Raw genomic sequence first — 13,946 nt, forward strand, 5'->3', positions numbered from 1 at the left:
AAGGAGGATGCTACATGATTATTTTTAACTACTTGCTTATGTGCGCCATTTTCAGTACGACGTTTCTCGCCATCAAGATTGGCGTTGAAGCAGGACTGCCGCCGTTTCTCTCAGCAGGGCTTCGATTTCTTCTGGCGGGCGCCTTCATCTTCCTATGGATGATATGGCAGCGGAAGGCAAAACCGAGCCTTCTCCTGCGAAAGGAATTCCTTCTAATCGGGATGACCAGCACATTCTTGACGTTTGCAACGCTGTATTGGGCCGAGCAGTACGTGTCCTCAGGGATCGCCGCCATCCTATCGGCAACAGGCCCCATGATGATTCTGATGATTCAATCGGTTGTGATGCGGAAAAATGCCCGGCGTAGTGATTATTGGGGATGCGCGGTCGGTTTTGCGGGGGTATGTTTGCTCATTATGCCCGAGCTAGCGATGGGGAGCGATCTCATCTGGATTCTGAGCTGTATCGCAATTCTTATAGGCGAAATCGGTTATAGTGTGGGCTCCCTGGCTACCCGGAAATTGTCCTTTGACATGCCGAATGTCTCACCGATTACGATCAATGCGGTGCAGATGATGTATGGCGGCGCAGCCCTATTGCTGTTATCCCTGTTCAGTGAACAGGTACAATGGAATGGTATTCTAACGTTGCCAGCCATCGGATCTGTCTTGTATTTGACGATGGTTGGCTCGATGCTGGGCCATAGTCTATATGCCTGGCTGCTAAAAGCAACGAATGCCTTTTTCCCGTCCACCTGGCTCTTTGTTTCTCCAATCATCGCGTTGGGGCTGGGCGCATTTCTGTACGACGAAGCAATTTCTTCCTATTCCATCATTGGCAGCATGCTCATCATCGGCGGGATTCTGATCGTGAATCTCCCTGAGCTTCGAGCACGCCGGACCGCGCGCCGTGTGGCTTCAAGCACTTGATATCGAACCTGCAAGGCTCCAAGGATTAACGCAAAAATTAAAACGGCTGCAACTCGTAAACCTCATCACGAGTAGCAGCCGTTATGTTTCATTATTTAAGGTTATGATTCAATACTTAATCCACTTTGGCACGATATGCCTCTGCGGTGAGCAGCTTTCCGAGTGCCTCCTCCAGGTCACCTTCCACCTCAACCTCAATGATCCATCCGCCTTCGTACGGCTCTCCGTTCACAAGCTCCGGCTGATCTTCCAGGGAAGTATTCACTTTCGTGATGGTACCGGATACAGGGGAATACAGTTCCGATACGGTTTTGACCGACTCAATGGTACCGATGCTGTCACCTGCAGCAACGACAGCGCCCGCCTCGGGGAGTTCTACGAATACGATATCGCCCAGCTGGCATTGCGCATGATCAGAAATACCGACGCGCACCACATTTCCATCTACCTTCAACGCCCATTCATGATCGTCGCTGTACACCAAATTCTCTCTGATTTCACTCATTACGGATACTCCTCTTTTCTTAAAGAAATGAAATTAAGGTGAATAAATGAAAAAAAGGACGCGAAAAAAGGCATTCGCCTTCTCTCTGTCCTCGGTACCTGAGAGTTTATGATCGACCGCTTCTTGTTTTCGGTTCGACCTTTCCCCTTGGGTGGCTTGCGCACTCTCCAGAGCTGCGTCAGATGGCGGTTCGTTTACCTGAGAGATTACTCGTCAGCCTGGCAGGCGTAACGGTTTGCTCCTTCGGTGCCGCCAAGGTTTGAACCTTCTCGTGGCGGTCTCTCCCATCCATCATCATCCGCATATTCGGTTGGCTTATTCTCCCACAGAATAAAACAGGGATGCAGTGATGTCAAGATATCTGACAAAAATTTTAAGAATGAAAATATTTTGGTGAAATAAAGGTTGACACTTTATGGAGAGGCACGTTTATAATAATCACAAGAACGTAGAATGATCTGACAACTCAATAATTTTCACGCGGATGATGGTAGCGGGAGAGATTACCGACAAGATTGACAGGTAGCGCCGAAGGAGTAAGCCGTAACACGGTGAATCTCTCAGGCAAAAGGACCTTTACCGGACGCACCTCTGGAGAGAATTCTGAATGTAGAATCACCCACGGGGAAACTCACACACGCTTGACATTATACTTACATGACATGTGGGGTAACTCTCAGGTACAAAGGACAGAGCAGAAGGATTACGCAACGAGCGGGCTTTTTTTAGCACGGCTTGTTATCCTTCTGTCTGTCCTTTTTTGGTGTTTCCCCCAATTGATCATGCCAATTAGAAGAGGTGAAGAGATGAGTTCATTACAACGTACACCGCTTTACCCGCTTTATTCCGATTTTCCTTCTGCCCGCTGCATCGACTTCGGCGGCTGGGAACTGCCCGTGCAATTTTCTGGCATTGTTCAAGAGCATGAAGCCGTACGCAAGCACGCCGGCCTGTTCGACGTCTCCCATATGGGTGAATTTATCGTCACCGGACAAGACGCTGAAGCTTTTATCCAGAAGATGACCACAAATGATGTAACCCGCATATCAATTGGCCAGGCCCAATACACGTTAATGTGTTACGACAACGGCGGTACGGTAGATGACCTGCTTGTGTATAAACTGTCGGCAGATCGATTCATGCTGGTTGTAAACGCATCCAACATCGACAAAGACCTCCAGTGGCTTCAAGATCATCTTGCAGGTGATGTCACCATCCGTAATGTGTCCGCTGAGACGGCTCTCATTGCGCTTCAGGGACCTGCCGCCGTGAACATCATGTCACAGGTAACCAATGAGGCGCCAAGCGAACTCCCTTCCTTCCATTTTATTCAGAACGCACAGGTATGCGGCTGCACCGCCCTGCTCTCCCGCACCGGTTATACCGGAGAAGACGGCTTTGAAATCTATTGCTCCGCTGGGGATGCTCCCACAATTTGGAGAGAACTATTAGCTGCCGGAGAACCACATGGTCTTGTTCCAACCGGACTCGGCGCCCGCGATACACTCCGTTTCGAGGCGAAATTACCCTTGTACGGCCAAGAGCTCTCAAACACGATCTCTCCGCTTGAAGCCAGTCTCGGTTTCTTCGTGAAGCTGGACAGCGGCGATTTCATCGGTCGGGAAGCGCTTCAACAGCAGAAGCAAGACGGTGTACCGCGTAAGCTGGTCGGCATTGAACTCATCGATCGCGGAATTCCGCGATCCCACTATCCTGTATACAACAATGAAGGAGAACCCATCGGTGAAGTGACCAGCGGTACCCAATCCCCTTCACTCAAGCGAAATCTCGGATTAGCCCTGATCGAAACCTCATATACGGGTCTCGATACCGAGGTATGGGTCGAGATCCGCGGTAAGAAGTTAAAAGCCAAAGTGGTAAAGACACCATTCTACAAAAGAGGAGCTACCTTAACATGAAGCATCGTTACTTGCCTATGACGGATCAGGATCAAGCCGATATGCTTGCTGCGGTCGGCGCGGAAACGATCGAAGATCTGTTTGCCGATATCCCCCAAGCGGTCCGTTACAACGGCGTTCTCCCCATGTCAAAACGGCTGGGTGAGCCTGAGCTTCTCAAGCATATGCGCCGCCTGTCAGACCGCAATGCCGATTTCGACCGTTATACAAGCTTTCTGGGGGCTGGTTTGTACGACCACCACATTCCTGTCGTACTCAATCATGTGATCTCCCGCTCTGAATTCTACACCGCGTATACACCGTACCAACCGGAGATCAGCCAAGGCGAGCTGCAAGCGATTTTTGAATTTCAATCCTATATCTGTGAATTGACCGGCATGAAAGTTGCCAATGCCAGCATGTATGACGGTTCCACGGCACTTGCCGAGGCTGCGGCGCTCGCCAGCGGGGCAACCAAACGGAAGAAAATCGTCATTTCGCGTGCTGTCCATCCCGAAGCCCGTGAAATCGTTCTGACTTCGGCCCGCGGACTCGATCTGGACGTCGTGGAAGTCGGCATCGTCAATGGCGTTACCGACCAGGATGCACTCGCTGCTGCCATAACGGATGATACCGCCGCCGTGCTCCTGCAATCACCGAATTTCTTCGGCTGCATCGAAGATGTGAAATCAATCGAGCCGCTGGTTCATGAGAAAAAAGCACTGCTTGTGCTGAGCGTAAACCCGCTGTCCCTTGGTTTACTGGAATCCCCTGGCGTGCTTGGAGCCGACATCGTTGTCGGCGATGCCCAGCCGCTTGGCATTCCGGCATCTCTCGGCGGACCGACCTGCGGATTCTTCGCGGTATCCGAACCGCTGATGCGCCGCATTCCTGGTCGTATCGTGGGTCAAACCGTCGATCAGGACGGCAAACGCGGATTTGTACTGACACTGCAGGCGCGGGAACAACATATTCGCCGTGAAAAGGCAACGTCGAACATCTGCTCGAACCAGGCGCTGCTCGCGCTGTGTGCGTCCGTATATATGTCTACCCTAGGTAAAGCCGGCATGCAGGAAGCAGCGCTGCTGAATGTGCGCAAATCCCATTACGCTGCCGACCGTGTCGCAAACGGCTCCCTCTCCCTCCCGTTCAGCTCGCCGTTCTTTAATGAATTTGTGGTGAAACTGCCCGAAGGAACGAATGTGAAGCAGGTCAACTCGAAGCTTCTGGGTGCAGGTTATATCGGAGGTTATGATCTTGGCGCTGTGTACCCTGAGCTTCAAGGATGCATGCTGATCGCCGTGACCGAACGGCGGACGAAGGAAGAAATCGACCAATTTATTGGTGAATTGGAGGCGATCGTATGAAACCGGAAAAAGCCTTGATATTTGAACTCAGCAAGCCCGGCCGTGTCGCCTATTCCCTGCCCGAATGCGACGTTCCGGAAACCGACGCCGCATCCTTGATTCCGGAAAGCCTGCTTCGCAGCAAACCGGCGGAACTGCCTGAGGTCTATGAAGTTGATGTCATTCGTCACTATACCGAGCTGTCGAGACGGAACTTTGGTATCGATAACGGCTTCTATCCGCTCGGCTCATGCACAATGAAATACAACCCGAAGATCAACGAGGATGTTGCCCGTTTTGCTGGCTTTGCCAAGATTCATCCGTACCAGCCTGAAGAAAGCATTCAAGGCGCTCTGGAGCTGCTCTATACCCTGCAGAATGATCTCGCAGCACTGACCGGCATGGATCAAGTAACACTTCAGCCCGCTGCGGGAGCCCATGGGGAATGGACAGGGCTGATGCTGATTCGTGCTTACCATGAAAGCCGTGGCGAGAAGCGCACCAAGGTCATTGTTCCCGACTCCTCGCACGGTACCAACCCTGCCAGTGCAACGGTAGCCGGTTACGACACGATTACAATTAAGTCCAATGAGCGCGGCATGGTGGATCTCGATGCCCTTCGCGCAGTTGTCGGTGACGATACGGCGGCTTTAATGCTGACAAACCCTAGCACACTGGGGCTGTTCGAAGAGCAAATCGTGGAAATTGCGGAAATCGTGCATGAAGCCGGTGGCCTGCTATACTATGACGGAGCCAATTCCAACGCCATCATGGGCATTACCCGCCCCGGCGACATGGGCTTCGACGTAGTCCATCTCAACCTGCACAAAACGATGAGCACGCCGCATGGCGGCGGCGGTCCCGGTGCAGGCCCAGTTGGCGTGAAGAGCCTGTTGATCCCGTTCCTGCCAAAACCGATCGTGTCCAAACGCGAGGACGGCACCTTCTATTGGGATTACGACCGTCCACAGTCGATCGGCCGCGTGAAGGCGTTCTATGGCAACTTTGGCATCCTGGTCCGGGCCTACACGTATATTCGCACCTATGGACCGGAAGGACTGCGCCGCGTCTCGGAGCTCGCCGTGCTGAATGCCAATTACATGATGCATCGTCTGGCTCCATACTACGAAGTAGCCTACCCAGGGCTGTGCAAGCATGAATTTGTGCTGTCCGGCAAAAAACTGAAGGAGTTCGGCGTACGCACCCTCGATGTTGCCAAGCGGCTGCTCGATTTTGGATATCATCCGCCAACCATCTACTTCCCGCTCAACGTAGAGGAATGCATCATGATTGAGCCGACCGAGACCGAGAGCAAAGAAACGCTGGACGGTTTCATCCACACGATGATCCAGATTGCCAAAGAAGCCGAAACCACGCCGGAGGTTGTCATAGGCGCCCCTTATACCACGGTCGTGAAGCGACTCGACGAAACGACGGCAGCACGTAAACCGGTTCTGAACTGCACCTGCGGTTAATATTGAGTTAATCTATACTCCTTAAGAAAGGGTGTCCCCTCGCCGTAGGATCGGCGGTAAGAGACACCCTTTTTTGTGCTGGACAATATAGAGATTTAGTCACCTGTTTAATGACTATTTCAGCAGCAGCCAACTTCCCCTCATACGATGGGACTAACTCCCCGGATAAAATTGGGGGGCATTCCCATTCCAGCCCAATAAACCTACGGTCATTCCACAAACTATCCATGCTATCCATTAGCAGAGTCCCTTCCGCCTCCTTCTTGTTCTCTATTAGAAAGCCCAAATATATGATATAAAGTATATAATTATATACGGCTTACTTCTACCAAGCTGACCAAAGACGAAAGATGCGGTGATCGAATGAGTAACCCGATACATGGCCTGGACGCAAACCAATATCTTGAGCGTATTGGATACACGGGCCCGATTGTAAACAGCGCTTATATGCTCGCCAGATTGCAGGAACAGCATGTGCATACCGTACCCTATGAAAATCTCGATATCCTTGATCGAATTCCACTTTCCCTGGATATCCCCGATCTTTACGATAAAATCGTAACCCGGCATCGCGGCGGCTACTGCTTCGAGCTCAATGCGCTATTTGGCTGGCTGCTGCAGGAACTGGGATTTAAGGTCACTCATTATTTCGGACGCTTCTGGCGTGATGAAACCGATACGCCTGCTAAGCGTCGGCATCATATTCTGCAGGTGGATATCGAAGAACAGCGATATATTGTCGACGTCGGTGTCGGAGGAGCCGGACCGCGCCACCCTCTGGAATTGGTTGATGGCCTTGTGCAGACTCAGGGGAACGAGACCTACCGGCTCGTCCAAACCGAAGCGTATGGCTGGATGCTCGAAGAGTGGAAAAAAGAAGCCTGGGATCCCGTCTTCTCCTTTACGGAGGAACCTAACTTACCGAGAGATTTCATCACCACTTCATTCTGGTGCGAGTATGCCCCCGATTCACCCTTTAATAAAACGGCTCGGGTATCCATACGTACAGCGGAAGGCAGAAATACTGTGGATGATGACGAATTCAGAATTTACAAGGCCGGCGGCGTCCACACCTTTAAACCGGGCAATGCACAGGAATATGCCGAAGCGCTCTATACATATTTCGGCATCCCTATCCATAAATAAGAATAAACCGGGCTTTCCCATGCAGGGAGCCCGGTTTTATTATTAATATTCGATTTTGCGCTCAGCAGAGCTCCACGCTTGAAATGGCAGTAAATAATCCTCTGTTTGAACCTGCTTCATAGGGATGGAGCGCTGGTCCAATGGCATCGCAATTTCATCGTATATAAAATGATCATCGAATCCGATCTCAGCCGCATCCTTCTTCGTGCTTGCATAATAAACGGCATCGGGCCTGGACCAGTAGATGGCCCCCAGACACATCGGACAAGGCTCGCAGCTGGTATAAATCGTACAGCCTTTTAATTGGAAATCCTCCAGGTGCAGACATGCTTCCCTTATGGCTTGCACCTCGGCATGAGCCGTCGGGTCGTTCAGCGCGGTAACCAGATTCCGGCCCTTGCCAATCACTTGACCCTCCTTCACCACAATCGCTCCAAAAGGACCACCCTCCACAAGTTGAACGTTTCGATGGGCCTCTGCAATCGCTTGACGCATCCAGTACTCATGTTGATGTTCACTCACAGTGTACAGCTCCCTTCCCATGTTCATTCTGATCCCGGTGTGCGTATTCATCATCCATGACAATCTCCTGGGACAGCTAATTATCATCATAGCATATCTTCCATCGATCTCCTCAATTTTTCCAATCCAATGGAGAAAAAACAGATTGACGAATCGTATACAAATGTATACAATCACTTTAAATGGTATACAAACGTATACGTTATTATCGTTGAGGAGGTTGATATTATGCGCCAAGAGGAACAGGATACATCGAGTCAAGAACGGTCGGAGCCTCGGGACCGGGATAACCATCGGCACGGCGGGAGACACGGAAGACGGCGTGAGGAAGGCTGCGGCGGCAGGGAAGGCGGCAAGATGGCGCAGACGTTCCGCCGGGGGCGCGCGCTTTCTTTTCTCGACAATTTGGTTGTGAAACGAGAGACCTTGAAGAAGCAAGTCAATGACCCAGACTTTGAAGCCATCAGAGAAGTGGTCAGCGGAGAGTTGAAAGCAGTGGACCAGATTATTCAGGAGTACATTCAAGCTTTTGAGCTGTATGATACGAAACCATCGCAAGACAGCCCCTAATGGCTGTCCGCTAATCTTAACCCAATAACCCTGACAGAGGTAGAACCTGGAGTGTGATAATTCTTGATCAGAAAGTTTTTTTCGTACTATCGGCCGTACAAGGGATTGTTTATTTTGGATTTTACATGTGCCGTTATTGCCGGACTGCTGGAGCTTGCTTTCCCGCTTGCCGTCAGCAAATTCATTGACGATCTGCTGCCAAGCCAGGATTGGCCGCTTATCCTGATTGCCTGCATCGTCCTTCTCTCCATCTATGCGCTGAATACCGCGCTGCAGTACATCGTAACTTACTGGGGGCATATGCTCGGCATTAATATTGAGACAGATATGCGAGAGAAAATGTTCTCCCACATTCAGAAGTTATCCTTCCGTTTCTTTGATAATAACAAAACTGGACATCTTATGGGGCGCATCACGAATGATCTTAATGATGTCGGAGAAGTAGCCCACCATGGACCGGAAGATGTGTTCATCGCTGTTATGACGCTGCTCGGTTCCTTCTCCTTAATGGCTTACATCAACCTGGAGCTAGCTTTGCTCACCTTTATCATCGTGCCGCTGATGGCATGGCTGATCATTAAATTCGGCAGCAGAATGACCACGACCTATCGTCAACTGTTCCGTAATGTAGGGAATTTCAATGCCCGCATCGAAGACAATGTTGGCGGTATCCGTGTGGTCCAATCGTTTGCAAACGAAGAGCATGAGAATAAATTGTTTCAGGAAGAGAACAAGCAATTCCGGGCCACCAAACTGCTCGCTTATAAAACGATGGCAAAAAGCTCATCCATCAGCTACATGCTGATGCGTTTGATCACGGTATTTGTCATGATCTGCGGCGCGTGGTTCTTCATTCAAGGCAAAATTGAAATGGGTGAATTCATGGCCTTCCTGCTGCTCTCCAACATCTTCTTCCGTCCGATCGAGAAGATCAATGCCGTCATTGAGAGCTATCCCAAAGGCATTGCCGGCTTTAAACGCTACCTGGAGATTATGGATACCGATCCAGAGATCGCCGACGTGCCTGACGCCGTATCCCTGTCCTCCGTGCGAGGAGATATCCGCTTTGAAGGCGTTACCTTCGGATACGAACCTTCCCGGACGATACTGAATAACATACATCTCACGATCCGTGCTGGAGAAACGGTCGCGTTTGTCGGACCGTCCGGTGCGGGAAAGACAACCATCTGCAGCCTTCTCCCCCGCTTCTATGATGTGGATCAAGGCAAGATCACAGTGGATGGAATCGATATCCGGAATATCAAATTGCAAAACCTCCGCAAGTATATCGGCATCGTGCAGCAGGATGTGTTCCTGTTCTCCGGTACGATTCGCGACAACATCGCTTATGGCGATTTACATGCAACGGACCAGCAAATCTGGGAAGCCGCACGGCGTGCTTCGCTGGATGAACTGATACGAAGCTTGCCGGACGGTATGGAAACGGTGATCGGGGAACGTGGGGTTAAGCTGTCTGGCGGTCAGAAGCAGCGCTTGTCCATCGCGAGAATGTTCCTCAAGAACCCGCCAATCCTGATCCTGGACGAGGCCACGTCGGCACTCGACACAGAGACGGAAGCGCAAATCCAGAAGTCCCTGGCTGAGCTGTCCGTCGGCAGAACAACGCTGGTAATCGCTCACCGACTGACCACCATTCAGAGCGCAGACCGAATTATCGTCGTCAATTCCGATGGTATTGCCGAGCAGGGAACGCACCAGGAATTGATTCATTCCGGTGGTGTGTACAGCAGACTTCATCAAGCTCACTAACGAAGCCAACGATCCAATGTTATACATGGATATTAAACTGAAAGTCATGAAATTCCGCAACAAATATGTAAAAGGATGACTCCGCACGGAAGGGAGTCATCCTTTTTTTCGAGACGGCTTAAGAATCTAATCCTTATGACAAGCTGTCATGATATCACGCAAGAGAACTTTGGCCGCATTGTCCTTGGATAAAAAAGTTGCCACGCGGAAACATTAATGGCGTACTACAATGACATCGTTTCAGGAGGCGCTTTATGTTTTATATCTACTGTGTCGGTCTACTTTTTGGCGGGCTGTCGATCATCAACCTTGTCTTCTCGTACCAAACCAAGCATATCCAGCATTTGTTCTGGCCAACGCTGCAGTTTCAGTTATTCATGCTTCCTCTGTTTCTCATTGCTAACATGTGCATCGGATACGGAATCCGTTATGGATATAAAGCCACCGAACAGTTAGGCTATACGTTGATCTTCTCCAAATGCCTGGAAATCCTGATTTCGTTAGGAGTGGCTTACTTGTTCCTGAAGGAAGTTCCAACATGGAAAAATTGGGCCGGCATCGGGATCATTGCGCTGGGCATATTCCTTGTTAAACAGAAATGAACGCGTACACTCCTTGGACGTCTCTCTCGCTCGCTTAAAGTCATCCTTTGAGTTATCTTAGCGGATAAATAGACGCGGGCGTGACCGTTACCTCTTCCCCATCCACCCTTGTTCAAAGGCATAACGGGTCAGCTGTACCCGATTTTCCAAATGGAGCTTTTGTAAAATGTTCTTCAGATGGTTCTTGACCGTATTCTCGGATATACACAAGGCAGCCGAAATATCGCGGTTGGACAACCCCTCGGCTACGAGTCCCAAAATTTCTTTTTCCCGCGCCGTTAATGGACTATTGCTTAGATTCGGCTTGTCATGCTGCGAAAACTCCTTCAGGATACGAAAAGCAAGTTCCCTGCTCACCGGTGCTTCGTCCACGGCAATGGCTTTGAGGTACTCGTGCCATGATTCGGGATTCAGATTCTTCAGCAGATAGCCTTGCGCTCCACGTTTCAGGGCGTCAAACAAATGAGCGATATCGTCGGATACCGTAACCATGACAATTTTAACGTAAGGGAATTTGTCCTTCACTCGCTTGGTCGCTTCCAATCCGTCCATCCCAGGCATCTGAATATCCATCAGGATAATATCAGGCATCCATATTTCGGTCAGTTCCAGCGCTTCCTCTCCGCTTTTTCCTTCAGCCACAACCTCAAAGGTCGGGTCGCTGCTTAGAATGGTGCGAATTCCTTCTCTCGCAAGATCGCTGTCATCGATGATTAACACGCGAAAAGGCTGCTCGTTCATGCGGTATTCTCCTTCCGAATGCTGATTATCGTCTTGTTGTTATGTCTTTCTACCATGAACTTCCAGCCCATGGCCTCGGCCCGGTCCTTCATGATTTTGATTCCATACCGGTTGCTGCCGAGCGGCTTGTCCAACTCAAAACCTTTGCCATCATCGCTGACGGAGCAGTGCCAGCTTGAATCAACCGCTGTCGCAGTTATCTTCACATGGTTCGCTTCGGCATGCTTATGAATATTCAACAAGGATTCCCTGATCGAAGCCAGCAGTTCCACCTTTTCTTTGGCGGACAGCATGGCATCCGGGATTTCCCAATGAACGTCGAAATGCAGATTGGTCTCCTGCTTGATTTCCTCAATTAAGCTGTTCATGCTATGCATCCACGGAATGGCTTGCGGATCTGCCGGATATCGGAGATTAGCAATGGCTTCTCTAACGTAGGTATTGGTTCGGTGGACACTTTCCTTAATTTCCTGGTATGGAATGTCTCCGGTTACTCCCGATTTCTCAATTCGATCAATTTGTGCGTTCAGCAAGAATAAGGATTGGGCGATTCCGTCATGAAGCTCCCGGCCAATCTTCTCCCGTTCATGCATGGCCGCTTGCAATGCCCTAGATTGGTTCAGTTCCTCCTGATTGCGTTCAATCAATGCGAACAATTGAGTAAGAAACAGTATGGAAACCAAGAACACGATAACAGGTGCCAGCAGGTTGCCAAGATCCATTGATATATAAGGCAGCAGGAACTCATGCCGAACATACTCCCAAATGCCAATCGTCAACGTAGGAATGATCAGAATCAACCATTTCATTTGTTTATAGGACATACCTTTCCTCCTATTTCAATCTAAAACTTGAATGTACCGCCTCTTTACCTATCATGTTACCACTAGATATCCCTTCATTGTAATCAAATTTGGCCATGAACGGAATGACTCTAAAGAGCTACTAACCTTACCAAGTTTCACCCGTACTGTAATAACCTATTTACAATTCAAGTATAAATCGCGTATAAAGAGTAAAAGATATCCATTCATTCCATTTCCGATGAAGGGAGCTGCAGTTAGATGAAGCAAAAAATTGCAGTGATCATTGTACACGGATTGGGAACACAAAAGAAAGACTATGCGGATAAATTTATGAAAAAATTGAGAGAAACCTTCTCTCAAACCTCCGGTATTCCGCATGAGCAACTGGCCATGGAGGCTGTGCATTGGGCCGATGTATTCGCGGCACGCGAGTCTGAGTTAATCAACAGCAGCATTAAACCTTACCGTTTACGTTATCAGCACCTTCGGCAGTACGTGATCCACAATCTGGCGGATGCCGTGGCTTATCAGCCCGTAGAATCCGAAGATCAGAACTATGAGGCCGTTCATCGGACGATCAGTGAGGCGCTCCACCGACTTGCCTTCTCTGCCGGCCCCGAGGCTCCATTATGCGTGATCTCTCATAGCCTGGGATCTGTAATCGCCAGCAATTTCTTCTATGATTTGCAATTTTCCTCCCGCGGGCATCGTCTGGTCGTTGACCCGAAAGCTCCGCTGGAGCGCGGAGAACTCCTGACCTTATTCTATACGCTGGGAACCACCTTGCCATTGTGGAGCATGCGGTACCGCGATTTTGACAAGCCGATCAACGTCCCTTCCGGGCATCTGAAGCACTATCATGATCAACTGCTGGGGGAATGGGTCAATTTCTATGATAAAGACGATATCCTTGCTTATCCCCTTAAGAGTATAAATGAAGCATATGACCGCACGGTACGAAACGATGTATCCGTTAACGTGGGAAACTGGTTGACCTGCTGGAATCCCCTGTCCCACAGCGGTTATTTCTACAGCAAACCGATTCTGGAGTATATTGCTTCAAATTTGGAAGCTACCTGGCGGAGCGTCAACCAAGTAAAATAAAGCAATGCCGCAAAGACCAGGTGTCTTTGCGGCATTTTTATATCAGATGGCTATATTCATAACCCATTGTTCTCCCGTAGGCCCGATCCTTCTTCTGCCCGTATCTTCGAAACCAACCCGTTCATACAGCTGCTGAGCCGGAACATTCTTATGGTTCACGACCAACACCACTTCATCGCAGGAAGGAAACTGACTTCGAATGAACGATGGCAGCGCAAGCATCCCTCTTCTGGCATACCCCTTACGCTGCTGACGATGGTCAATGGATAAGGTAGTAAGCAGCATGGCATGAGAATTGCTTGTATACTCCTTGACGCGCTCCGTGGCGTGCAGGATAAAGAAGCCGACAGGATGATCATCAGCTAAAATGACGATGGGAAACTGACCTTCCACTAGGTTTAATGCTTCTTTCGGATGAGCGGTAAATTGGACTTGTTCATCCGGAAGCTCGAATTCATTCAAGATAGGCAGGTGTTCTGCCGAACGGAATTCCAGCTGAATTTGTTCCGCTTTTTGCATGGGGGGATATCTC

At 49.9% G+C, this 13,946-nt stretch carries 14 protein-coding genes and 2 riboswitches; of the genes, 9 read left to right on the forward strand and 5 right to left on the reverse strand.

The features are described from left to right. Nucleotides 1-14 precede the first annotated feature (14 nt). Nucleotides 15-929 (forward strand): EamA family transporter, encoded by a 915-nt coding sequence (locus MKY48_RS19110; RefSeq protein WP_339265506.1) that lies wholly within the window; start codon nt 15-17, stop codon nt 927-929. Nucleotides 930-1,044: 115 nt separating this feature from the next. Here the strand turns inward: MKY48_RS19110 and gcvH are convergent, their stop codons facing one another. Continuing rightward, the gene (gene gcvH, locus MKY48_RS19115) at nt 1,045-1,434 is read right to left on the reverse strand and encodes a glycine cleavage system protein GcvH (RefSeq protein WP_076321723.1); all 390 of its coding nucleotides are present in this window, start codon (nt 1,432-1,434) and stop codon (nt 1,045-1,047) included. Between the two features lie 176 nt (nt 1,435-1,610). Further along, a riboswitch (glycine riboswitch) is annotated at nt 1,611-1,732 on the reverse strand. Nucleotides 1,733-1,918: 186 nt separating this feature from the next. Next, nucleotides 1,919-2,020: riboswitch (glycine riboswitch) on the forward strand. Nucleotides 2,021-2,240: 220 nt separating this feature from the next. Between gcvH and gcvT the strand changes: the two genes are divergently transcribed. The 4 genes from gcvT to MKY48_RS19135 all read left to right on the forward strand — a co-directional run bounded on the left by gcvT (nt 2,241) and on the right by MKY48_RS19135 (nt 7,299). Then, nucleotides 2,241-3,353, forward strand: a complete 1,113-nt coding sequence (gcvT, locus tag MKY48_RS19120; RefSeq protein WP_339265508.1) for a glycine cleavage system aminomethyltransferase GcvT — start codon at nt 2,241-2,243, stop codon at nt 3,351-3,353. After that, nucleotides 3,350-4,699, forward strand: a complete 1,350-nt coding sequence (gene gcvPA, locus MKY48_RS19125) for an aminomethyl-transferring glycine dehydrogenase subunit GcvPA (RefSeq protein ID WP_339265510.1) — start codon at nt 3,350-3,352, stop codon at nt 4,697-4,699. Before gcvT ends, gcvPA begins: the two co-directional genes overlap by 4 nt. Continuing rightward, on the forward strand, nt 4,696-6,153 hold the full coding sequence (gene gcvPB, locus MKY48_RS19130) for an aminomethyl-transferring glycine dehydrogenase subunit GcvPB (protein WP_339265512.1): 1,458 nt from the start codon (nt 4,696-4,698) through the stop codon (nt 6,151-6,153). Before gcvPA ends, gcvPB begins: the two co-directional genes overlap by 4 nt. Nucleotides 6,154-6,516: 363 nt before the next feature. Continuing rightward, nucleotides 6,517-7,299 (forward strand): arylamine N-acetyltransferase, encoded by a 783-nt coding sequence (locus MKY48_RS19135; RefSeq protein WP_339265514.1) that lies wholly within the window; start codon nt 6,517-6,519, stop codon nt 7,297-7,299. A 42-nt stretch (nt 7,300-7,341) separates the two neighbouring features. On the opposite strand, the gene MKY48_RS19140 is transcribed toward MKY48_RS19135, so the two are convergent. Next, the gene (locus tag MKY48_RS19140; RefSeq protein WP_339265516.1) at nt 7,342-7,821 is read right to left on the reverse strand and encodes a nucleoside deaminase; all 480 of its coding nucleotides are present in this window, start codon (nt 7,819-7,821) and stop codon (nt 7,342-7,344) included. Between the two features lie 228 nt (nt 7,822-8,049). On the opposite strand from MKY48_RS19140, the gene MKY48_RS19145 reads away from it, so the two are divergent. From MKY48_RS19145 to MKY48_RS19155, 3 genes are all read left to right on the forward strand, one after another. Then, the gene (locus MKY48_RS19145) at nt 8,050-8,391 is read left to right on the forward strand and encodes a hypothetical protein (RefSeq protein WP_339265518.1); all 342 of its coding nucleotides are present in this window, start codon (nt 8,050-8,052) and stop codon (nt 8,389-8,391) included. 63 nt (nt 8,392-8,454) lie between these two features. Further along, a complete protein-coding gene (locus MKY48_RS19150) occupies nt 8,455-10,161 on the forward strand; it encodes an ABC transporter ATP-binding protein (protein ID WP_339265520.1) in 1,707 nt (568 codons plus the stop codon). Between the two features lie 254 nt (nt 10,162-10,415). Further along, a complete protein-coding gene (locus tag MKY48_RS19155) occupies nt 10,416-10,763 on the forward strand; it encodes a hypothetical protein (RefSeq protein WP_339265521.1) in 348 nt (115 codons plus the stop codon). Between the two features lie 87 nt (nt 10,764-10,850). On the opposite strand, the gene MKY48_RS19160 is transcribed toward MKY48_RS19155, so the two are convergent. Beyond that, nucleotides 10,851-11,504: a response regulator transcription factor gene (locus MKY48_RS19160; RefSeq protein ID WP_339265522.1), complete on the reverse strand. Its 654-nt coding sequence runs from the start codon at nt 11,502-11,504 to the stop codon at nt 10,851-10,853. Next, complete coding sequence (locus tag MKY48_RS19165) at nt 11,501-12,328, reverse strand: histidine kinase (protein ID WP_339265524.1); 828 nt, start codon at nt 12,326-12,328, stop codon at nt 11,501-11,503. Before MKY48_RS19165 ends, MKY48_RS19160 begins: the two co-directional genes overlap by 4 nt. Nucleotides 12,329-12,568: 240 nt before the next feature. Between MKY48_RS19165 and MKY48_RS19170 the strand changes: the two genes are divergently transcribed. Next, the gene (locus MKY48_RS19170) at nt 12,569-13,414 is read left to right on the forward strand and encodes a chemotaxis protein (RefSeq protein ID WP_339265526.1); all 846 of its coding nucleotides are present in this window, start codon (nt 12,569-12,571) and stop codon (nt 13,412-13,414) included. Nucleotides 13,415-13,456: 42 nt separating this feature from the next. Here the strand turns inward: MKY48_RS19170 and MKY48_RS19175 are convergent, their stop codons facing one another. Continuing rightward, on the reverse strand, nt 13,457-13,933 hold the full coding sequence (locus tag MKY48_RS19175) for a GNAT family N-acetyltransferase (RefSeq protein WP_339265528.1): 477 nt from the start codon (nt 13,931-13,933) through the stop codon (nt 13,457-13,459). Nucleotides 13,934-13,946 lie beyond the last annotated feature (13 nt).

Source organism: Paenibacillus sp. FSL W8-0187 (genome assembly GCF_037969755.1).
In the GTDB taxonomy this organism is placed as follows: Bacteria; Bacillota; Bacilli; order Paenibacillales; family Paenibacillaceae; genus Paenibacillus_AQ.